The 20,721-nt window shown below is 56.5% G+C and carries 17 protein-coding genes; 15 read left to right on the top strand and 2 right to left on the bottom strand.

Annotation, left to right across the window (positions count from 1 at the left end; translation table 11 throughout):
• Positions 1 to 30 precede the first annotated feature (30 nt).
• The 5 genes from recC to WEB64_RS08185 all read left to right on the top strand — a co-directional run bounded on the left by recC (position 31) and on the right by WEB64_RS08185 (position 10,701).
• On the top strand, positions 31 to 3,567 hold the full coding sequence (gene recC, locus WEB64_RS08205) for an exodeoxyribonuclease V subunit gamma (protein WP_368059725.1): 3,537 nt from the start codon (positions 31 to 33) through the stop codon (positions 3,565 to 3,567).
• 1 nt (position 3,568) lies between these two features.
• Positions 3,569 to 7,339, top strand: a complete 3,771-nt coding sequence (recB, locus tag WEB64_RS08200) for an exodeoxyribonuclease V subunit beta (RefSeq protein ID WP_368059727.1) — start codon at positions 3,569 to 3,571, stop codon at positions 7,337 to 7,339.
• Positions 7,336 to 9,582, top strand: a complete 2,247-nt coding sequence (gene recD, locus WEB64_RS08195) for an exodeoxyribonuclease V subunit alpha (protein ID WP_368059729.1) — start codon at positions 7,336 to 7,338, stop codon at positions 9,580 to 9,582. The genes recB and recD overlap by 4 nt, the downstream gene beginning before the upstream one ends.
• A gap of 143 nt (positions 9,583 to 9,725) precedes the next feature.
• Positions 9,726 to 10,139, top strand: coding sequence for a hypothetical protein (locus tag WEB64_RS08190; protein ID WP_368059731.1), 414 nt, complete (start codon positions 9,726 to 9,728; stop codon positions 10,137 to 10,139).
• A complete protein-coding gene (locus WEB64_RS08185) occupies positions 10,117 to 10,701 on the top strand; it encodes an AAA family ATPase (RefSeq protein WP_368059733.1) in 585 nt (194 codons plus the stop codon). The genes WEB64_RS08190 and WEB64_RS08185 overlap by 23 nt, the downstream gene beginning before the upstream one ends.
• Positions 10,702 to 10,712: 11 nt before the next feature.
• Here WEB64_RS08185 and WEB64_RS08180 read toward each other — a convergent pair whose 3' ends face one another.
• The gene (locus WEB64_RS08180; RefSeq protein ID WP_368059735.1) at positions 10,713 to 11,366 is read right to left on the bottom strand and encodes a transglutaminase-like cysteine peptidase; all 654 of its coding nucleotides are present in this window, start codon (positions 11,364 to 11,366) and stop codon (positions 10,713 to 10,715) included.
• Positions 11,367 to 11,376: 10 nt separating this feature from the next.
• Entirely contained in the window at positions 11,377 to 12,039 is a 663-nt protein-coding gene (locus WEB64_RS08175) for a type II secretion system protein N (protein ID WP_368059737.1), read from the bottom strand.
• A 175-nt stretch (positions 12,040 to 12,214) separates the two neighbouring features.
• Between WEB64_RS08175 and gspE the strand changes: the two genes are divergently transcribed.
• From gspE to WEB64_RS08125, 10 genes are read left to right on the top strand one after another with little or no spacing between them, the layout of a single operon-like run.
• Positions 12,215 to 13,720, top strand: a complete 1,506-nt coding sequence (gene gspE, locus WEB64_RS08170) for a type II secretion system ATPase GspE (protein WP_368059739.1) — start codon at positions 12,215 to 12,217, stop codon at positions 13,718 to 13,720.
• Positions 13,721 to 13,723: 3 nt separating this feature from the next.
• Entirely contained in the window at positions 13,724 to 14,935 is a 1,212-nt protein-coding gene (gene gspF, locus WEB64_RS08165) for a type II secretion system inner membrane protein GspF (protein ID WP_368059741.1), read from the top strand.
• Between the two features lie 40 nt (positions 14,936 to 14,975).
• The gene (gene gspG, locus WEB64_RS08160) at positions 14,976 to 15,416 is read left to right on the top strand and encodes a type II secretion system major pseudopilin GspG (protein ID WP_368059743.1); all 441 of its coding nucleotides are present in this window, start codon (positions 14,976 to 14,978) and stop codon (positions 15,414 to 15,416) included.
• Positions 15,417 to 15,422: 6 nt separating this feature from the next.
• Positions 15,423 to 15,953, top strand: coding sequence for a type II secretion system minor pseudopilin GspH (gspH, locus tag WEB64_RS08155; RefSeq protein WP_368059745.1), 531 nt, complete (start codon positions 15,423 to 15,425; stop codon positions 15,951 to 15,953).
• Positions 15,950 to 16,354: a type II secretion system minor pseudopilin GspI gene (gene gspI, locus WEB64_RS08150; protein ID WP_368059747.1), complete on the top strand. Its 405-nt coding sequence runs from the start codon at positions 15,950 to 15,952 to the stop codon at positions 16,352 to 16,354. The genes gspH and gspI overlap by 4 nt, the downstream gene beginning before the upstream one ends.
• Positions 16,351 to 17,133 (top strand): type II secretion system minor pseudopilin GspJ, encoded by a 783-nt coding sequence (gene gspJ, locus WEB64_RS08145; protein WP_368059749.1) that lies wholly within the window; start codon positions 16,351 to 16,353, stop codon positions 17,131 to 17,133. The genes gspI and gspJ overlap by 4 nt, the downstream gene beginning before the upstream one ends.
• The gene (gene gspK, locus WEB64_RS08140) at positions 17,130 to 18,131 is read left to right on the top strand and encodes a type II secretion system minor pseudopilin GspK (RefSeq protein WP_368059751.1); all 1,002 of its coding nucleotides are present in this window, start codon (positions 17,130 to 17,132) and stop codon (positions 18,129 to 18,131) included. Before gspJ ends, gspK begins: the two co-directional genes overlap by 4 nt.
• Positions 18,132 to 18,149: 18 nt before the next feature.
• The gene (gspL, locus tag WEB64_RS08135; protein ID WP_368059753.1) at positions 18,150 to 19,454 is read left to right on the top strand and encodes a type II secretion system protein GspL; all 1,305 of its coding nucleotides are present in this window, start codon (positions 18,150 to 18,152) and stop codon (positions 19,452 to 19,454) included.
• A gap of 4 nt (positions 19,455 to 19,458) precedes the next feature.
• On the top strand, positions 19,459 to 19,980 hold the full coding sequence (gspM, locus tag WEB64_RS08130) for a type II secretion system protein GspM (RefSeq protein WP_368059755.1): 522 nt from the start codon (positions 19,459 to 19,461) through the stop codon (positions 19,978 to 19,980).
• A 46-nt stretch (positions 19,981 to 20,026) separates the two neighbouring features.
• Positions 20,027 to 20,695 (top strand): GNAT family N-acetyltransferase, encoded by a 669-nt coding sequence (locus WEB64_RS08125; protein WP_368059757.1) that lies wholly within the window; start codon positions 20,027 to 20,029, stop codon positions 20,693 to 20,695.
• Positions 20,696 to 20,721 lie beyond the last annotated feature (26 nt).

Genomic DNA, 20,721 nt, shown 5'->3' with positions numbered 1-20,721 from the left:
GCACCTGAAGCAGTATCAAAAGGAGAACCCATGGGCGACGGCCATTCCAGCCCTGCCAGTACCGAGTCACTACCCACCGGATTTCAGGTTATTCACGCCAACCGGCTTGAGGACTTAAGGGCATTGACGGTAGAGGTGATTCGCCGTTTTCCGCTGGCGCCACTGGATGACGAAGTTTTCCTGGTGCACTCCAACGGTATTGCACAATGGCTCAAGCTGGCCCTGGCCCGGGATGACAATGACCCCGTGCAACCCGGTGTTGGCATCGCCGCTGGCATGACCTTTTCCTTGCCGTCCCGCTTCCTGTGGCAGGTATACCGCGGCGTACTGGGCGAAGAGGCAGTAGCTACAGAATCTCCCTATGACAAGGACCGGCTGACCTGGCGCCTGCTGCGTATGCTACCCACCATCAAGGACCAGCCTGTGTTCGCGCCCCTGGCCCGTTTTCTCGACGGCGAGGAGGGCGACCGCCGACTCTACCAACTGGCTGAGCGCATTGCGGATCTGTTCGATCAATATCAGGTGTATCGGGCCGACTGGCTGGATGAATGGGCTGAGGGTAGGGACCACATTCTGGTGCGAAACGGCCAGGCACTGGGACTCACTGCTGACCAGTGTTGGCAGCCGGAACTCTGGCGTTTGATTCACACCGACATCGGTGAAACTCCGCGCAGCGCCAGTCGTGCAGATGTCCATAACCGCTTTATGGAGAAATCCGCCAGCCTGACGGCAGGCACTCGCCCGGCAGGATTGCCAAAGCGCCTGATAGTCTTTGGTGTGTCGTCACTGCCCCAGCAGACCCTGGAGGTTCTGAGCCGCCTCGGCCTAAGTGCCCAGGTATTACTGTGCGTCCACAACCCCTGCCGCTACTACTGGGCAGACATTGTCGAGGACCGGGAACTGCTGCGGGCCATCAACCGCCGGGGTAAACAGCGGGATTCGATACCGGATGTGCTGGATGAAAACAACCTGCACCTGCACGCAAACCCTTTGTTGGCGGCCTGGGGCAAACAGGGCCGGGATTACATCCGTCTGCTGGATGAATACGACAACCAGGCCGGTTACGCGGGCTGGTTTGATCGTATCGATATTTTCGAACCGCCGTTTGAACCTGATGCCAAGCCAACGCTACTGCAAACGTTACAGGACGATATTCTTGAGCTGCGACCTGTCAACGAAGCCCGCGAGACCCAGCCAGCCGATTACCAGGGGGATTCGTCGGTTGCTTACCATATCGCCCACAGTGCCCAGCGGGAGGTTGAAATACTGCATGATCAGTTGCTGGCAGCTTTTAGTGCTGACCCGGACCTGAAACCCCAGGACATCATTGTCATGGTGCCCGACATCAACGCCTACGCCCCCCACATCCAGGCCGTGTTTGGTCAGGTCGAATATAATGATGATCGCTACATTCCTTACACCATTTCGGATCAGGGCCAGCGCCACCAGGTGCCGGTTCTGGTGGCCCTTGAGATGCTGTTGAGTCTGCCGGAATCCCGCATCGCAGTCAGTGATTTACTGGATCTGCTGGATGTACCGGCGATACGGGAGCGCTTTGGCTTGAAGCAGGAAGACTTGCCCCAACTTCACGACTGGATTCAGGGTGCCAATATTCGCTGGGGGCTGGATGCAGAACAGCGAGAGGCACTGAAGCTGCCTGCAGACATGCATCAGAACACCTGGCTCTTTGGTCTTCAGCGTATGTTGCTGGGGTACTCCGTCGGTGAGGGCGAGGCCTGGCAGGGAATTGAACCCTATAGTGACATAGGCGGCCTTGAGAGTCGTCTGGCCGGTGCGCTGGAGGAGTTGGTAAGACGCCTCGACCGGCACTGGCAGATTCTCACCGAGCGCAAGACGCCGGATCAGTGGGTTCAGGCTTTGAACGAGCTGAAGCGGGACTTTATCAGTGCGAGTGAGTTGGCCGACAATCTGGTGATCAGCCGGCTGGATCAAGTGGTGGAGGACTGGGTCGCGGCCTGTCGGGATGGTGGCCTGTCGGAAACCGAACTGCCACTGACCATCGTGCGGGAGGTCTGGCTCGGCGAGCTCGATCAGGGCGGCCTTAGCCAGCGTTTTCTGGCAGGCAAGGTCAATTGCGCCACCTTGATGCCGATGAGGGCAATACCCTTCCGTCATATCTGCCTGCTAGGGATGAACGATGGTGATTACCCTCGCAGCCAACCGCCCATGGATTTCGACCTGATGGCCCGGGATTACCGGCCGGGTGATCGATCCCGTAGGGAAGATGATCGTTATCTCTTCTTGGAAGCTTTGTTGTCTGCAAGAAAAAAGTTTTATATCAGTTGGGTAGGGAAAAGTGTTAACGATAATTCTGAACGCCCGCCTTCCGTACTCGTGGCTCAGTTACGGGACCATCTCGATACCATAAGGCCGATTGAGCAAGCTGGTGAAAACGATCAGCTTGCCCATCGCCTGACCACAAACCACCCGTTGCAGCCGTTCAGCCCTGCCTATTTCGGGGCGTCCGATGACCCGCGACTGTTCACTTTTGCCCGAGAATGGCGGCAAGCTCACGGTGCAGGGGATGAGCAGGAAGCGAACGTGGCCGGGCCGGACGCCTTGACAGATCTGCCAGAAGGGCTGTTTGACGAGCCGTTGACGCTGGCTGTTCTCGCCAGCTTTCTGCGCAGCCCGGTGGACACCTTCTTCCGACAACGCCTTGGGGTGTATTTTGATAAGCCCATGGCTGGCACCGAAGATGACGAGCCGTTCGTGCTGGATGGCCTTGAAAACTGGACCCTGAACGATGAGTTGATACGCCATGTTATAGCCGGAACAGAGTCGGTCGGGGAAGGGGAGCTCAATGCCCGGCTGGATGCCTGGATACTCCGGCAATCGGCCAGAGGAGCGTTGGCCCAAGGCGGGTTGGGGAAACTTCAGCAACGGCGTCTGAAAAAGGATTTGCCGGAGCTTTCTGAGCGTTATCGCCAGATCCTCATTTCCTATCCCAAGGCGCTGGAGCTGCAACTGGTGGCGATCGAGAACGACTTTGGGAAGCAGTCGTTACGTCTGGAAGACTGGCTCGGGAACCTGCGCCAAAATGAAACCGGTGACAGAGCGCTGGTCTTTCTGCAAAGCAGTGGTCTGACGACCGCCAAAAACCAGTACAAATGGACCAATTTCCTGCGACCCTGGATCGCGCACCTGGCCGCCAACGCCATGGACGAGCAGCCCATTACCACCCATGTCTTGAGCAAGGCCGGAGACGTGTCATTCCATCCTTATGCCCGGAACGAAGCAAACGCCTATCTTGAGCAGATAATGGCCACCTGGGTCGAGGCCATGAAAGTACCCTTGCCGGTGGCGCCTAAAACGGCGTTTGCATTTCTGGATGCGCTCCGCAAAGGCGGTGAAGACAAGGCTCTGGGAAAAGCTCGGGCCGCGTATGAAAGCGGTTATCAATTCACCGGCGAGGGAGATGAGAACCCGGGTTTGCAGCGAGCCTACCCGAATTTCGACACCCTGGTGGCGGACTGCCACTTTGTGCACTGGGTCGGACAGCTCTATAAGCCTTTATGGCTGAATATAAAGCCGGAGGACAAATAGCATGGCGAACAGTCAGAGCCTTGACCCCCTGACGTTACCATTACATGGCAGCCGATTGATTGAGGCGAGTGCTGGCACGGGTAAAACCTTCACCATTGCCTTGCTCTATGTGCGGCTGGTGCTTGGCCACGGCGAGATCGCTAACACCGGTCGCCTGTTGACGCCCAGGGATATTCTGGTGGTTACCTTTACTGAAGCGGCGACCAAGGAACTCAGGGATCGCATCCGCAAGCGTCTGACAGAAGCTGCGGCGGCCTTTCGCGTTGAGCCGGAATCAGTTAATCCTGAGGCCAGCAGTGCGACAGATGGTGCGACCGCCGAGCAGGACCCGTTATTGCAGTTACGGGACGAGTATTCCCCTGAACAATGGCCAGCAAAGTCGCGGCTGTTACAGTTGGCAGCGGAATCCATGGATGAAGCGGCTGTACATACCATCCACGGCTGGTGTAACCGCATGCTCAAGGAACATGCTTTTGACAGCGGCGGCCTGTTCAACCAGAACCTGGAGACCGACCAGAGTGAATTACTGGGGCAGGTGGTACGGGATTATTGGCGCACGTTCGTCACGCCCCTGCATGAGGATACGGTTGAAGCGTACCTGAGTGCGGTTCAATCCCCTGACGACCTGCAAGCGAAACTCAAGCCATTGCTTAAACTGCAAGCCAGTCTGGCCAATGGAAGGGAGTCGCCATCTGCACTGCTCAACCAACTGGTGGCCGAGCGACGGCAGGTGTTTGAACGCATTCGTCAAGCCTTGTTTGTCCAGGTGGCGGATTTCATGGCGATCTGTCAGCAAGCTCAGGTAAAGAAAGCCTTTGACGGCCGCAAGCTCCGGCTGCCGACTCTTCAGGGCTGGCTGGACACCTTGTTGGAATGGGCCGAAACCGACTCCATCCAACCGCCACCGCTGACTGACGCCGCGTGGGGCAGGTTATCCGCCGCTGGTATCGAAGAGGCATGGAAAGCCGAGCCGACGCCAGCAGATCATCCGTTGATCGGTGCCGTCACCGAGCTGAACCATCAGCGCCTGGTCCCGGTGCCGGAACAGGCTTTGCTGGTGCATGCTACACGATGGGTGGCCCAACGACTGGAACAGGAGAAGCGGCGCCGTGCCGAGTTTGGTTTTGACGATTTGCTGACCCGACTGGATACTGCGCTGCAGGGGGATGGTGGAGCGCATCTTGCTGACACCATCCGACAACAGTTCCCAATGGCCATGATTGACGAGTTTCAGGACACCGACCCGGTCCAGTACCAGATATTCGATAGCATTTATAAGGTTGCGGATAACCGACCGGAAACCGGCTTCTTGATGATTGGCGACCCCAAGCAGGCAATCTACGCTTTTCGGGGAGCGGATATTTTCACCTATCTGCAGGCCCGGGAAGACACCGCAGGGCGCCATGTCACCCTTCCCAGGAATTTCCGTTCCTCCCATGCCATGGTGAAGGCGGCCAATCAGGTGTTCAGTCACGGCGACAAAACCCGGCCAGAGGGTGCATTCCTGTTCCGCCGCGCCGAACACACCGGGACGGGTAGTGAAAACCCGTTACCGTTTGTTGAGGTAGACGCTAAAGGCAGGAAAGAGACACTTTCCATCGATGACAGCGGCAACGGTGCCGAACTCCCTGCCATGAGTTTCTGGACATACAGCAACAACGATAAAAAAGATGAAGTGGTGACTGGCGTTGCTGAAGCCTGCGCCAGCGAGATCGTCCGCTTGCTGAACCTTGGGGTCCAGCGCAAAGCGGGTTTCAGGGACCAGGCCGACAACTTGCAATCGCTGAAATCCTCCGATATTGCCGTATTGGTGAATAAAGGTGCTGAAGCACGGGCAATACGGACGGCGCTCAGCAACCGGGGTGTGAAAAGCGTATACCTTTCTGATCAGAGTTCTGTATTGCAAACCTTGCGGGCTACCGATCTGGAGCACTGGTTGGCCGCCTGCGCCGAGCCGGAGCGAGACCGTCTGGTTCGTACGGCCCTGGCCACCGGCACGTTGAGCCTGAGTTGGCAGCGATTGGACAATCTGCACCGCAATGAGCTGGCCTGGGAAGATGAGATCGAGCGTTTTCGGGCCTTTCGCGAGATCTGGCAGACCCAGGGCGTGCTGGCGATGGTCCGCCACATTCTGACCGAGTTCGACGTGCCTGCGCGGTTGTTGCACCAGGACGGCGGCGAGCGGGCGCTGACCGATGTATTGCATATTGCCGAATTACTTCAGCAGGAAAGCCAGCAGGTGGATGGTGAGCAGGCACTGACTCGCCGCCTCGCCGAGATGATTTCAGACGCCAGCCAAAGCAGTCAAGCCATGCAGGTGAGGCTGGAAAGCGACGCTGATCTTGTGCAGGTGGTGACGGTGCACAAATCCAAGGGATTGGAGTACCCGTTGGTGTTCCTGCCATTTGCCACCAGCTGTCGCCCCGCTACCAAGAAAGATAAAACCGTCTCCTGGCACGACGAACGGGGCCAATTGCAAGTTACTTTCGATCCCGACGAAGAGACGTTGGCCCGGGCGGATCGGGAACGCCTGGGCGAGGATATCCGTAAACTCTACGTGGCTCTGACCAGGGCGCGTTACGCTACCTGGGTCGGCGCCTGTGATATCGGTGGCGACGAGCAGCGCAGCGCTCTGGGCTATCTGGTGGGCCTTGACGGCCAGTCTTCTGTAACGGAAGGCCTTCAACAAATGGTTGCAGGCTCGTCGTTCATGACGCTCACGCCGTTGCCAATGGCGACGACTGAGCGTTACACACCGCCGATCGTTGCTCGTCTCGGCGAAGCCCGCCGTCCGGAACGCAAGGCACGGGAAGACTGGTGGATCGCCAGCTATTCCGCGATTCGCTACAGCACTGCTCCGATACCGACCAGCCTGCCTTTGGGGACACTGGAAGCCGAAACCCCGGCCGCCGAGCGCCGGAATGAGGAGGGTGAGGCTGGCCGGATGCCGGAGCAGCCGGTACTAAAGCGCCCGGCAAGCACCGAGCGCCGTATTCACGGTTTTCATCGGGGGGCAGGCCCGGGCACCTTCCTGCACGGCATTCTGGAATGGCGAAACCGGGTGGGCTTTGATCTGTCATCAGGGCGCCAGCAGGATTTTGTTGCCATGCTTGAGAAGCGATGCGCCGCCAGGGGCTGGGAGGCGTGGGCTCAACCTCTGGCACACTGGACAGAAGATTTTGTGCAGCGAGAGTTGCCCTTGCCAGTTCAGCCGGATGGGGACCAGCCCCGGGTTGCCCTTGCCGCTCTTACCCAGGCCATCCCTGAACTCGAATTCTGGTTCGCCAGCAGTCAGGTGAGTGCCTTTGAGCTGGATGGTCTTGTCACCCGCCACACCTTGCGGGAGTTCGAACATCTTGAAAATACCGTCCGTCCTGCGGCCGATGACATAACCCTCAACGGCATGTTGAAAGGCTTCATTGACCTGGTATTCGAGCACGGGGGGCGCTATTACGTGGCGGATTACAAATCCAACTATATCGGACCAACGGACGCGGACTATACCCCAGAGGCCATGGCCCGGGTCGTCAGCGAGAAGCGCTATGACCTGCAGTACGCGCTTTACTTGCTTGCGCTCCACCGGCTACTAAAATCGCGCTTGCCCGATTACGATTACGACCTCCATGTAGGCGGAGCGGTTTACCTGTTTCTTCGGGGTAATGGATCTGATAGTGCCGGTGTACATCTTGACCGGCCAGGCAAGGAACTTATCGAAGCGCTGGACCAACTGTTCAGAAATGCCGCCTACGCAAAGCCGGAGGTGATCCAGTGAGAGACCTGTTTGATGACCTGCTTCCCGATGACGTGTCTCTGGATAATGCAGCAGTGGAGGGCGCCGCGGTCTTGACACCGCAATCCGTGCTAAAGGAAACCCCAGACCTCCTTCGGTTGTTGGATCAGTGGGTTGAACTGGGCTGGTTGCGCTCCCTGGACGCCGCTCTGGTGCGTTTCTTCGACCGGGAAACTCGCGCTGCGGGGCAGCCTGCGCCCCCACTTCTGTTACTGGCCGCGTCGCTGGCGTCCCACCAGCTTGGCCGGGGGCATGTTTGCCTGGACCTGCAGACCACGCGGCAGGAAGGGCTGGATGACACGTTGTCACTGCCACCGGAGGATCAGGTCGTCCGCGACCACGCCCTGCTGCCTTCAGAGTTGCTGGCGGACGTGCCGCTGACGACCTGGCAGACGGTCCTCGAACATCCGTTACTGGTAGCCGACGGAACAGATTCGGAGGCTGCCGGTAACACGCCGCTGGTACGGGATGGTTTGCGGCTTTACCTGCGCCGCTACTGGCAATACGAGCAATCTATTTACGCCCGCTTAAGCCGCCGAATGGAACACCCCGCGGCGATGGCTGATGCTGAAAGTGCCCCTGCAAAAGCGCTTGCAGGGGCACTCGCTGCGTTATTTCCCTCCGCCCGGCGCCGTGACTATGACCCGGACTGGCAGCGCGTAGCTTGTGCCAACTCTGCACGCCACGGTTTCAGCATTATCACCGGCGGACCGGGCACTGGTAAAACAACGACCGTCGTGAAACTGCTGGCGGCGCTGCAAAGTGTTGCCCTGAACACCGGCGATCAACCCCGGGCGTTACGTATTCGACTGGCAGCGCCGACCGGAAAGGCTGCCGCAAGACTTAATGAATCCATTGCCGGGGCCGTGGCCGGACTGGACCTGAGCGGACTGCCGGAGGGCGATCAGTGCCGACGGGCGATTCCTACCGACGTTACGACTTTGCATCGGCTATTGGGCAGCATTCCAGGCTCCCGCCGTTTCCGTCATGATCGTGATAACTTGCTGGTCGTTGACGTATTGGTGATTGATGAAGCCTCTATGGTGGATATCGAGATGATGGCGCGAGTTCTGGAGGCGCTACCCAACGGGGCGAGGCTGATTCTGCTGGGCGACAAAGACCAGTTGGCCTCGGTGGACGCCGGCGCGGTAATGGGCGAGCTTTGTCAACGTGCTTTTGAGGGTCGCTACACGGATGCTACTGCGCAATGGCTGGAAACAGTCAGTGGCGTGGCGATACCGCCGCAACTACGGGGGGAACAGGGCCGACCGTTGGACCAGGTGATTACCCTGCTGCGCACCAGCTACCGCTTTGATGCTGCCAGTGGTATCGGTCAATTGGCCGCCGCCGTCAATCAGCCTGCCGGTGCCAGCGAAATTGCAGCCAGCGCCGTTCGCACCGTATTCGCCGGGGGTTACCAGGATATTGTTCGGCTCAGCATAGACCGCAAAAACCCGACACCGGGCATTAGCCAACACGCGGTGCAAGGCGGGGCGCAACATTTTTCTGATAGCGGCTTGGGTCGTCGAATCGGAAGTAAGGAAATCGAGTCTCCGGTTGGCTATGGCTACTACCTCAAACAGATGGCGCAGACCCGCCCCGGAGCGACTGAGCCATTGAGCCACTTCGATGACTGGGCCCGAACCACCCTGGAAGCTTATGGTCAGTTCCAGGTGTTGTGTGCATTGCGTCGGGGTCCGTTTGGCGTGGAAGGGCTCAATGAGAACATTGCCAATGCTCTCAAACGCGCCAAATTAATCAGTACCATTGAGGGTTGGTATCCGGGCCGCCCGGTGCTCGTTACCCGGAATGACTACAGCCTGGGCCTGATGAATGGCGATATTGGTATTACCCTGGCGCTGCCAGCCCGCCATTGGTTGGATGGCAGGGAGGTTATCGAGCCTGAGCGCGAGGTTTTGCGAGTGGCTTTTCCCGCTGGCGATGGAAGCGGCGGTATCCACTGGATACTGCCCAGTCGGCTGCAGGGCGTGGAAACCGTCTATGCCATGACGGTTCACAAATCCCAGGGCTCGGAATTTGCCCATACCTGTCTGGTAATGCCTGACAAACTCAACCCGGTTCTGACCCGGGAACTGGTCTACACCGGCATAACCCGGGCAAGGCACTGGTTCAGCCTGCTTTTGCCGGATAACAGCGTTTTTGATCAGGCTGTTACACGTCAGGTTACCCGCACCTCCGGACTGGGGCGGCTGTTGCTGGACTAACCCAATTCCCCTGGAATCGACTTCAGTCGCGAATTTTATGTAGGCCTGGGCGCCTGATCGCGGTTAAAATCGCTCCTGAAGCAATTTGCAACAAACAGTGCAGAGCGCTACGATATGAAGAATATGTGGCAAACGGAGGCTCTATGTCTATTCCCGTCCGTCTTGATGAAATCCTGGTGCGCCATGCGTCAGCGGAAGGCCAGGTGCAGCGGCGGTCAGTTCCCAAGCAAATCGAACTGTGGGCCGAGATCGGTCGCAGTATTGCCAGGGAGGTGAGCGCTGAAGACCTGGTCGCTCTCAGCCAGGGGCTGAAGAGGGTAAAACTCGAACGGGTGGAATCGAAACCTTTGGACTCCGATTCTCTTTGGGCAGAAGTGGATCAGGCCCGTGATTCTGGTCAGCTAGGAAAGAGCATCAAGCGCAACAGAACTGTCTATCAGGCCTCTTCTACCCATGACGGTTACCTGGAAGCACTTTATCCAAACGGGAGCCGGGCCGTCGGCCGCTTCGTAAACGGGACTTTCGAGAAACTCTATGACAGGGACGATGCCGCCTGAGCTATGGTTACTGGTCGGTGGCAACGGCTCAGGGAAGAGCACCTTCTATGAAACCTTTCTGGCAAGCCACCGTATTCCTTTGGTTAATGCCGATAATATCGCCCGCAGTCTGTGGCCAGGTCAGGCCGAACAACACAGTTATGAAGCTGCTCTGATTGCAGAGAAGGAGCGTTATCGTTTGCTGGAAGAGCGGCAGACGTTTTGCTTTGAAACCGTGTTCTCCCATCCTTCAAAACTGGATTTTTTGGGTGCAGCCAAGGCTTTAGGATATGTTGTTAAAGTCTTTTATTTCCATCTTTTCGCACCGGAATTGAATGTCGCAAGGGTATATAGTCGGGTAGCCTCCGGAGGTCACCATGTGCCAGAGGATAAGTTAAGAGGGCGCATTCCACGTACTGTTAACCTCGTCCAGGACGCCGTTGGCCTGGTGGATGAACTGCATTTGGTTGATAACTCCAGTGCCGACCAGCCTTTTAAGCGTATGGCGGTATTTCAGCAAGGCGAATGGTTCCTGCTCGCCGACAATGTACCGGGATGGGTTCGTTCATTTATTGACGGATAGCCAGCCGGACGCTAGCGCAAAGAATCCACCAGTCGCTCGTTAAGGTCCATCCAGCGACTGAGCCTGCTCGGGTTTCCAATTCGGCTGTAATCTCTACCCTGATTCAGCCACAAGCCCTCACCGTTAAAGCTGTAGACCGGTTCAAGGTCCGGGCGCTGGGAGGCGGGTTTGATCTCGTCGATCAGGTTGTCAAGGATTAATGGATCCGCACCCGGCGTCGGGTACCAGGCCAGAACCATATGAGCCTGGTTCAATTCCACTGCTTTGACGTAGGTAATCTTGAGTTGCTCATCCGGTACCCCCATCGCTTTCAGGGTCAGGTATTTGGCGACTGAGAAGTCTTCGCAATCCCCACCATTGGTTGCCAGTAGCTCCACGGGGGTAGCCCAGTAGTCTCCTTCGCCCCAATGCTGGATGTCACTGATAAACCGAACCTGGTTAAAAAAAGAGTTCACCAGTGTCAGCTTGCGCTCTGTCGAAGCTGGGCTGGCTATGTCGTATAGCTGTTGCCACTGATCGAGCCGGTTCCGCGCCTGCTCTCCAAACTCCTCCTGAACGTACTCCAACAGTTTGTTTGTGAGTTCAAGCGCAGGAGCGGTAACGGAGGCGCACAGGATAAACACGAAGACAACCACGTAGGCCGAACGTAACTTCCCGGCGGCCATGGCAGGCGACTCAGTTGCTGTTATTTCTCAGACGTTCACGCAACTGTTCAAGCCGCTGTCTGATTTCTTCCCGACGTTGATCTGAAGCTGGCTGGGAAGATGGCGGTGAAGTGGTGCTGACGGGCTGAGTGTTATAGGTATCGTCCGATTGGTTCGCCGTGGCCTCGGCAATCTGACTTTGGGCGATAGCCAGGCCAGCCTGATCATCGATTTCAGGGAAGTACAGATTCTCAAGCTTCCCGCTACGCTCAAGGATGACCCGGTTTGGACGAACCGACCGAAGAGTTGCCCCGCCGGGGATTTCATTGCCGACGATGTAGGCTTCGGTTTTACTGTTGGAATCCTCAATCAGTGCGCTGGCTGGAAATTCACCGTCGGCGGCCAAGACGCCCCGCAGAAAAATGCGCAGGTTTGTTTCCGGCAAATTTTCGGTATCTATTTCTGACGATTCTGTAGCGCTGTTGGCGGTGCCAAACAAATTCAGTGATGCAAGATTCACGTCGGGCCGTGGCCGTTCTGCCGCGATACTCTGAACATTTTCAGCACGCGCGCTGGCCGCCCGTTGCTGTTCCTGAACCCAGAAGTCATAGCCCTGCCATGCAAGTGCTACAGCCATCGTAAGGGCAATTAAAATAGCCGCAATCAGGGGAAGCCTGGTGATATTCACAGACATTGGGTTCCTTAATCTGTCCGTAGTTTCAGTCACAATGTAGCAGGTTTAAGTGCAGGTTTGTGGGCATGTTATGGAGAATTGATGGTTTGCCAGTCTTTTTTTGCGTTGCTGTGGTAGCCTCTGGGAAAGTGCTGAATAATGAAGCCCCGAAGGCTAAAAACGGACGAGGATTACGTTGAACCCAGAATCTGATCTCCAGCAGCAGGATGCCCCGCTGGGCCGTCTACCTTTTACATTTGCCAAACGCAACGGTGTCATACTGACCAGGGATGATCGCGGTGAGCCGATTGTGTTGGTCCGGCCTGGCGCAGTTCACTCGGCGTTGGCAGAAGCCAATCGTGTCAGTGGCGGCCGTGCGCGTTTTTCGCCGATTGATCCGGGTGCTTTCGACGAAGCCCTGAACGCGGCGTACCAGAATGACTCTGCCGAAGCCATGCAGATGGTCGAAGGCATTGGCGATGACATGGACCTCGCTTCGCTGGCGGATTCGGTTCCGGAAACAGAGGACCTGCTGGAGCAGGAAGACGATGCACCGATAATCCGTCTGATCAACGCCATCCTCACTGAAGCGGTCAAATCTTCCGCGTCGGACGTTCATATTGAAACCTATGAGAAGCGTCTCGTGGTGCGATTCCGGGTGGATGGCGTTTTACGGGAAGTAGTACAACCGAAACGGGCGCTGGCACCGTTGCTGGTATCCCGGATCAAAGTCATGGCCAAGTTGGATATCGCGGAAAAGCGCGTCCCTCAGGATGGGCGCATTTCGTTGCGGGTTGCGGGGCGGGAAGTCGACATTCGGGTGTCCACCATGCCGTCATCCAATGGCGAGCGCATCGTGCTCCGGCTGCTGGACAAACAGGCAGGCAATATTCGCCTTGAGTCGTTGGGTATGGCGCCTCGGGATCTAAAAAGCCTGCGCAAGATGATTCAACGACCCTACGGCATTCTTCTGGTCACCGGCCCGACCGGTTCAGGTAAGTCCACCTCTCTGTATGCCGGTTTGCAGGAAATAAACGACCGCAGCCGCAACATTCTTACCGTGGAGGACCCTATTGAATACAACCTTCCCGGGATCGGCCAGATGCAGGTCAACCCGAAAGTAGAAATGACGTTTGCACGGGGCCTGCGAGCTATCCTGCGACAGGATCCGGACGTGGTAATGATTGGTGAGATCCGTGATCTAGAGACCGCTGAGATCGCGGTTCAGGCCAGTCTGACCGGGCACCTGGTACTGTCCACGTTACACACCAACACCGCTGTTGGTGCGATTACGCGTTTGATGGACATGGGGATCGAGCCGTTCCTGATTTCATCAAGCCTGGTGGGCATCGTTGCGCAACGCCTGGTGCGTGTTCTTTGCCATGACTGCAAAGAACCCTACACGCCATCTGAAGAGCAGTGCGAATTCCTCCAGCAGGACGCCGGTGCGCCACCGATAATTTATCGTGCCACCGGCTGTGAGGCCTGCAACCAGCTCGGGTATCGGGGACGTATCGGTATCTATGAGGTGGTGGAAGTATCAGAAGAACTGAGCGCGTTAATTCACAGACGCGCCGGTGAGCTCGAGCTAGAACACGAAGCCCGAAAATCCGGCCCCAGCATACACTCGGACGGCGTAACCAAAATTCTGGAGGGCGTCACTACCATGGAAGAAGTTCTCAGAGTGACCCACCGGAGCTAAGCAATGCCCGCATTTGACTACAAGGCTCTGGACGCGCGCGGCAAACAGAAACACGGCGTGCTGGAAGCAGACAGCCCTCGCGCTGTCAGGCAGCAATTGAGAGAAAAAGGCCTGGCGCCGCTAGCGGTCGAGCCCGCCGCCGAAAAGCGCACCAAGGCCAGCCCGCTCAGCAGTCGTGGCACTCTCAGTGCGGCAGATCTGGCCTTGATGACACGCCAGATTGCGACCCTGATACAGGCAGGTATTCCCATTGAACAAGCTCTGTCTGCCACCGCCCAACAATCTGAGAAGCCCCGTATTAAAGGTATGCTGATTGCCATTCGCGCCAAGGTCATGGAGGGCTATACCTTGGCTGATAGCCTCGGCGAATTTCCCCGGGCTTTTCCCAGGCTCTACCGGTCAACCGTAGCGGCGGGCGAGCATGCGGGTCACCTTGATCTGGTGTTGAACCGGCTGGCGGATTACACCGAAAGCAGGCAGGAGGCGCGGCAAAAAATCCAGCTCGCCGCGATCTACCCGATCATTTTGAGTTTCGTGGCGATTGCGATCGTAGTCTTCCTGCTCACTTATGTGGTTCCGGATATCATTGAGGTGTTCGTCAAACAGGGACAGGAGTTGCCAGCGCTGACCCAGGGCATGCTGGTGATGTCAGAATTTCTCGGAAGTTACGGTCTCTACCTGCTAATTAGCATTGTTTTGGCCGTCGTTTTTTTCCGGTTGTCTTTGCGCAAAGAATCAAACCGGTTGCGATTCCATCGCATGTTACTGAACATGCCACTGTTTTCAGGCATGGTCAGGGGTGTGAATACCGCGCGCTATGCCAGTACCCTGAGCATACTGACGACCAGTGGCGTGCCTCTGGTTGAGGCCATGCGCATTGCGGGTGAAGTGCTTTCAAACGACTTTTTGCGTCAGGAGCTCCGGGGGGCTGCCCAGCGGGTGAGTGAAGGGGGCAGCCTGCATCGGTCGCTCGACCATACCGGGTATTTTCCGCCCATGATGTTGCATATGATCGCAAGCGGTGAGGCCAGCGGAGAGCTGGACAGCATGCTCGAGCGCACAGCCAGGATGCAGGAAAATACCCTCCAGGCGAAAATTGCGGCCATTGTCGGCCTGTTCGAGCCCATGATGCTACTGATCATGGGTGTCGTTGTACTGATCATCGTGTTGGCCATCATGCTACCCATATTGAATATGAGTAACCTGGTGGGCTAGGACGTTCCAATTTCAATCGCAAGGAAAACAGAGAGTCAAGATGATGAAACACGCAACAATACAACGTGGCTTTACCCTGATCGAAATTATGGTGGTCATGGTAATTCTCGGCCTTCTGGTCGCCATCGTGGCACCGAACATCATGGGCCGCAGTGACCAGGCCCGGGTCACGGTAGCCAAGACCCAGATGAGCAACATAGCCAATGCGCTCGATCTGTACCGACTCGACAACAGCCATTATCCCTCCACCCAGCAGGGTCTTGAGGCGCTGGTTTCCAAGCCCGGCGGTAGCCCTGAGCCGCGGAACTGGAATCCGGACGGTTATCTGAAAAGCGTACCGGAAGATCCCTGGGGCCGTGGTTATGAATACATCAGCCCGGGCTCCAACGGTCCTTATGATCTTTATTCCTACGGCTCCGATGGTCAGGAAGGCGGTGATGAGGATGCCGCGGATATCAGCGTCTGGGATTCCGAGGGCTAGTTCGCAGTGCAGTTCCGGCGCCCAATATCAGGCTTTACCCTGATCGAGATTTTAGTGGTACTCATTGTGGTGGGTCTGCTGGCCGCGCTTGCTATCGTCAATCTCGGAGGCGGCACGCAACAACGGGAGTTGGAGAATACCGTCCGTGAGATGTACCTGCTCATGCAGACCGCCTCGGAACAGGCGATTCTCAATAATCAGGAACTGGGTTTGATTCTCGACGATGAGGCCTACCGATTTGTGGTCTTTAACGATCTGGAGGGACGCTGGGCGGGCCAGTCCGAGCGTCTTTTTCGGCCACGCCCGATGCCGGATTGGGCAGAGATAACCCCTTTCATAGAAAGTGATGTGCCCAGACTGGCCAGTAGCGAAGATGAGCTCAGGCCCAGCATTGTATTTTTCTCAAGTGGTGAAACCACGCCTTTCGAACTGGAATTTTCCATTGGACAGCAACGGGACGCTTTGCATCGGCTGCAGTCTGATGGGCTGGACGGGATTGAATGGGTCGGCCCTGGACAGGAGCAGGAAGTCCTGTGAGCCGTTGCAATCACTTTCCTCGTCGACGTTCTGCCGGTTTTACGTTGATTGAAGTCCTCATTGCTTTATTGGTGTTCGGGCTGATTGCCACCGCCGCTTCCGAGGTTGGGAGCCAGTACATCAACAGTTATGAGCGCATCCGTGATAAAACTCTGGCCGCCTGGATTGCCGAGAACCGCATGAACGAATTGCGACTTAGCGAGGAATTTCCGGGGGTTGGGGAGAACGCCAGCGAACTCGAGTATGGCGAGTATCGCTGGCGCGTTATCTCAGAGGTGAGTGGCACCGAGGAGCCGACTATTCGCCGTGTAGAGGTCACGGTTGAACGTTTTATGGGACTCGGCGATGAAGCCCGGCCGGTCCACACGCTGTCCGGTTTTATCGGAGAACTGGGCCGATGATGCCTCAACGCGCACTGGGTTCTCAGTCCGGCTTCACGTTAATGGAGGTATTGATTGCCGTCACAATCACCGCTGTCATCGGTCTTGGGGTGTGGCAGGTAATATCGAGTGTAATCAGCTCTCGCGACAGGGTCGATGAAGTGGCAACAGACTTCGATGGAGTACAGAAGGCCTTCCTGCTGATGAGCCGGGATATAACCCAGGTGGTCAACCGCCCTGTGCGGAATATCTACGGTGATTTTGCTCCTGCACTGAGCAGTCGCGATGATGCCTACGAACTGGTCATGACCCGCCAGGGCTGGCGTAATCCCCTTGGTTCCCGCCGCAGTGAGCTGCAGCGCAGTGCCTACGAATACACCGGTGAAGAACTGCGACGCCGTTACTGGGTGATGGTGGACCAGGGGCAGGAAGAGGAGAGCCGTGATCAGTCGTTGTTGGCAGACATCACTGAGTTTGAAATCCGTTTTATGGATCGGGAACGTAATTGGGTGGACGAGTGGCCGCCTGCAAACATGGCTGACCCGACAAGCAATGGTCAATCGGGAGTGCCGCGGCTGCCTCTGCCCCTGGGCATCGAGATATCGCTCACTCACGAGCGATTTGGAGAGCTGACACGACTTTTCACACTGCCTGATTTTGACCTGGATGAAGCGCAAGGCGCGGTAGCCCAATCCAATCAGAATCTCGAAACGCCAGCAGAGGAACTGGAAGAGGAGACCGGGGAGAGCAGTCCGGATACATCTACGGGGCAACCCGAGAATCTGGAGGTACCTCAATGACAGGGCCTGTAAGCAGCTCAAAACAACGTGGTGTTGCCCTGATCATGGTGTTACTCGCCATGGCGCTGATCGTGATGCTCGCAACAGGTATGACCAAACATCAGAGCGTCCGGGTTTACAAGGCCGGCCACTACCTCGCACAGAACCAGGGCTACAGCATTGCGTTGGGAGCCGAGGCCTTCGCAAAGCAGATACTGTTCAGGGATTTTGAGGAAGACAAGGAAAACAACCTGTTCGTCGATAGCCCGGATGAATTCTGGGCCCGATATTCTGCCTTGCTGCCATTGGATGAGGGCGTTGTTGAAATTCAGGTCGACGACCTGGGTGGGCGCATTAATCTCAATGATCTGGTGGACTCATCCGGTTTGGTTAATGAGGTAACCCGGGACCGGCTTGAGCGACTCTTTATTGTCCTCGGCCTGACCAATCTCAACGTTAATGTACTGGTAGACTGGATTGATGCCAACGAAGAGACGGTCAATGCATACGGCGCTGAAGATGGCCAATATCTGATGCAGGATCCACCTTATCGGGCGGCCAATCAGCCGTTTCAAAGTGTCACGGAGCTCAGGCTACTGGAAGGCATTACCGAGGAGGAGTATCAAGCACTCGCACCTCACGTGGCAGCTCTGCCGGTGGCGGGCCTTGGTATCAATGTTAATATGGCATCCGGGCCAGTATTGCAGGCGCTGCACGCTGAGCTGACAGAAGCCCAAATCAAATCGGTGTTGTTGCAGCGACAAGAAGGAAGATTCGAGAATATCCAGAATTTTCTGGCCTTACCTGAATTTGCCGGGCTGGGGCTAAAGCCTCAGGGATTGGGGCTTCAAACCCGTTTTTTTGAGGTTGCCTCACGAATTACTTACGATGACCGATCGGTTAACCTCGTTAGCACCGTGTTTCGCAGCCCGACGGGTGAGTTGTCAACTGTGGGCCGGGATACCGGCCAGAAGAACCGAATCACCAAAGAACGTTTTGGCGTTTCTGAGGGTTCCTGAACCAAGGACGTTAATGTTATGTCATACCGCCTTTATGTCCGCCCGGTACCTCCGTTTGCGGACTTGACTACAGAGCCTGAGAGCCAGGTATTCAACTGGGTTCTGATTGATGCCAGTGGTGATGCCCAGGCCCAGGGAACCCATGATATCCGTGAGCATATCGAACAGACGCTGGCCCAGAATGCCCTGGAGCATGTTCGTCTGATAGGACTGATCCCTGGAGAAGAGGCGCTTTTCTGTTTTGCGGATATCCCCGCCAAACAGGCGAGATTTGTTCGCCAGGCGTTGCCGTTTGCCGTCGAAGAGCAGCTTGCGCAGGATATCAGCACAGTCCACCTGGCTCTTGGTAACCGCGAGGACCAAGGATTCAGGGTCGCCGCTATTGACCATCAGCGGATGGGGCTATGGTCGGAGCTATTCACTGGCTGGTACCACGCCCGACTGGAAGCCATCTATCCGGATGCGTCGCTGTTACCCGTCAGCGAACATGATTGGGCAATATGTCTGGACGGTGACAGCGCACTGCTATCAAGCCAGCGTGGCGAGTGGCTGAAAATGCAGGTCGGGAATCTGATGATGTTTGCCGACACACTCGCCATGCCGCCGGTAGATGAAGTTGTAACTGAGGTTCGGGTCGCGGCCTACGGCACGCGAGAAGACTTGCTGGCCCAGGCTCCGGTAATGAAAAACCTGCAGAGTTCGGGTCGCCTGGCTGTCAGTTCGCAAACTCTGGAGCTTATGCCACTGGAGTTGCTGGCTCACGCCCACCATCACCACCTCTGTTCGCCCATCAATCTCTGTCAGGGCCATTACGTTCTGGGCGGAGACGGCAACAGTGCTTTGCGTATCTGGCGACCGGCCATCGCGGTGGCGTGTCTATGGTTTTTACTGCAGGTGGGCGTGGAAGCAGGGCTGGGAATGTACCAGAACCAGCAGGCCGAAGAACTCCGTAACCAGGCTATGACAATGTATCGGCAAGCGTTTCCCAATGACCGCCAGACTCACGCAGGTAATGTCCGCCGGGTGTTGGAGGGCCAGTTGAGGATTGCCCAGCAACAGGGCCCCAACGCGGATTTCCTGGCGCTAATGAAGCAGGCAGGGCACCAGTATTCGATCTTGCCGGGTAATGAAAACGTTGAATTCAATACGGTGAACTATAGCCGATCGAGGGGGCAGCTAGTGGTTGATTTAAGGGCAGACAGTTTCGCCAAGTTGAGCGCTCTTCGTAACGGCATTTCCGGAAGCGGACTGAACGCTGAAATTGGCTCAGTCGTTAACGAATCCAGCGGTGCCCGGGGCCGCCTTACGATTTCAGGGGGCTGACAGGATGGCCAAACTCACTGAGCACCCGTCGGTTCAGAAACTCATAGCGCAATATGACCAGTTACCACGCCGGGATCAGAAAGCGCTCGTCGCTTTGACCGTCGCGGTTATTCTGTTCATCGTCTACTTTGCGATTTGGCGACCAGTTTCAACGTTTCATGACGACGCCACCGACGCACGGGAAAATGCAGCCGAACTGGTGTCCTGGATGGAGGCCAACAGAAGCACCATCCAACTGATCGCCGCATCTGGTACAGAATCCAGTGCGCCTTCCTCCATTACTGACGGCCGGGCATTAATGTCGACGGTGACCCGCTCCGCTGGTGAAGCCGGGTTGGCTTTGCAGCGCTTTGAGCCTAGCGGTGAGAATGGTATACGGGTATGGCTTGAAAATGCGCCATTCAGCCAGGTCGCTCTTTGGCTCGAAACATTAAATAGTGAATACGGTATTGCTATCGATCAGGCTGCGCTGGACCGTGGTAATTCACCGGGACACGTGTCGGTAAGACTGACATTGGAAATCTAATAATTCTGGTTTGAACCCAGAAAAGAGTCAGTAGTGGAGCACAGTCATGGCATACGTAAATACCAACAAGAATAACGAGGCGGAACCTGTCGTCGTCAGGTTGGACAACACCGCTATCAGTGAAGCCAAGTCCATCCTGTATCAGGCTTACAGGCACGAGCCAACGTTCCACTATCTTTTTGACCATCGTCGCCCAGGCTATGACCAGAGAGTCCGCGCGACCATCCGTGAGCTGATCAACCTCTACTTTGATCTTCGGCAGGAGGCCGTTGGGATCATGTTGAAAGATACACTCGTGGCGGTGGCCTTTATAGGCGATCCGGACCTCCGCCTCAATCTCACTGAACAGTTGAGCTGGCGTATTCGTATGGTGTTAACCACGGGTTTCTCTTCGACCCGCCGTTATCTTGATTACCATCTGCAGATCAACGCGTTGTTGCCGCAACCCCTGGCGCATCAACTGCCGCTGATGGGTGTGCATCCAAAATACCAGAATCGGGGTCTCGGTCGTATGATTCTGGAGGCTGTTGAGCGGTTATGCGCCGAGAATGCCCGGGGCTCAGGGCTGGTTCTGGATACCGGCAACAGCCGCTACCTGCCGTTCTATGAATCCATGGGTTTTCGCAGCCTTGGTAAAATTCAGCTTGGTGCTAATGAGGATTATGTATTGTTCCGTGAAGTTGACCCCGTTATAAGCAAGGTGAGCTCAGCCTGAGAGGCGATCAAAACATTAATGTGAGG

This window comes from Marinobacter sp. (assembly GCF_040882185.1).
GTDB lineage: Bacteria > Pseudomonadota > Gammaproteobacteria > Pseudomonadales > Oleiphilaceae > Marinobacter.
The sequence above is the reverse complement of the archived record's forward strand: the minus strand, read 5'-3'. Positions and strand labels throughout refer to the sequence as shown.